Raw genomic sequence first — 517 nt, 5'->3', positions numbered from 1 at the left:
TTTATATCGTTAATGATTTGAGACCAAGCGCGACTAACGCGCTGAGAAAATGTGCTTAAGCTCTCGGCATTAGGCAACGGATGGTGAGCGGGTGATTGCCAAAAGGCATCGAGTTTTTTCCAATGTTCAGTAAGCAAATCAAATGGCATGCCGTCGAAGTCACCAAAGTCCATTTCTTGCAGATCGTCTTCGGTGGTCATAGGCAACAATTGTTGCTCAGCTAATATTTGCGCCAAATCGTGACAACGCGAAAGCGGCGACGATATTATCCCCGCTACGTCGTATCCTTTGGTTTTCCAAGCCATGGCGATTCGCTGCTGCTCGGCCTCTTTCACTTTGAGATCAGTCTGACCATGTAAGCCAGGCGCGGCGTCTACTTTTCCATGACGCATAAGATAGATATGGAGCGTTTTCATTACCTTCGTATCCTATTCTTTAAGAACCAATGGCAACCCTGCCGCAACAAACGTTACTCGAGAGCATACTTGAGCAAGCTGTTGATTCATGCGCCCTGCAT

General features: G+C 47.2%; 1 protein-coding gene and 1 pseudogene. Both read right to left on the bottom strand.

Annotation, left to right across the window (positions count from 1 at the left end; all coding sequences use genetic code 11):
• Positions 1 to 416 (bottom strand): histidine phosphatase family protein (locus R7P74_RS29425; RefSeq protein WP_318124278.1); only part of this gene is annotated, 416 nt, incomplete at its 3' end.
• Between the two features lie 12 nt (positions 417 to 428).
• Positions 429 to 517, bottom strand: a pseudogene (locus tag R7P74_RS29420) (bifunctional adenosylcobinamide kinase/adenosylcobinamide-phosphate guanylyltransferase); the annotation flags it as partial.

This window comes from Vibrio sp. 2033 (assembly GCF_033339735.1).
The sequence above is the reverse complement of the archived record's forward strand: the minus strand, read 5'-3'. Positions and strand labels throughout refer to the sequence as shown.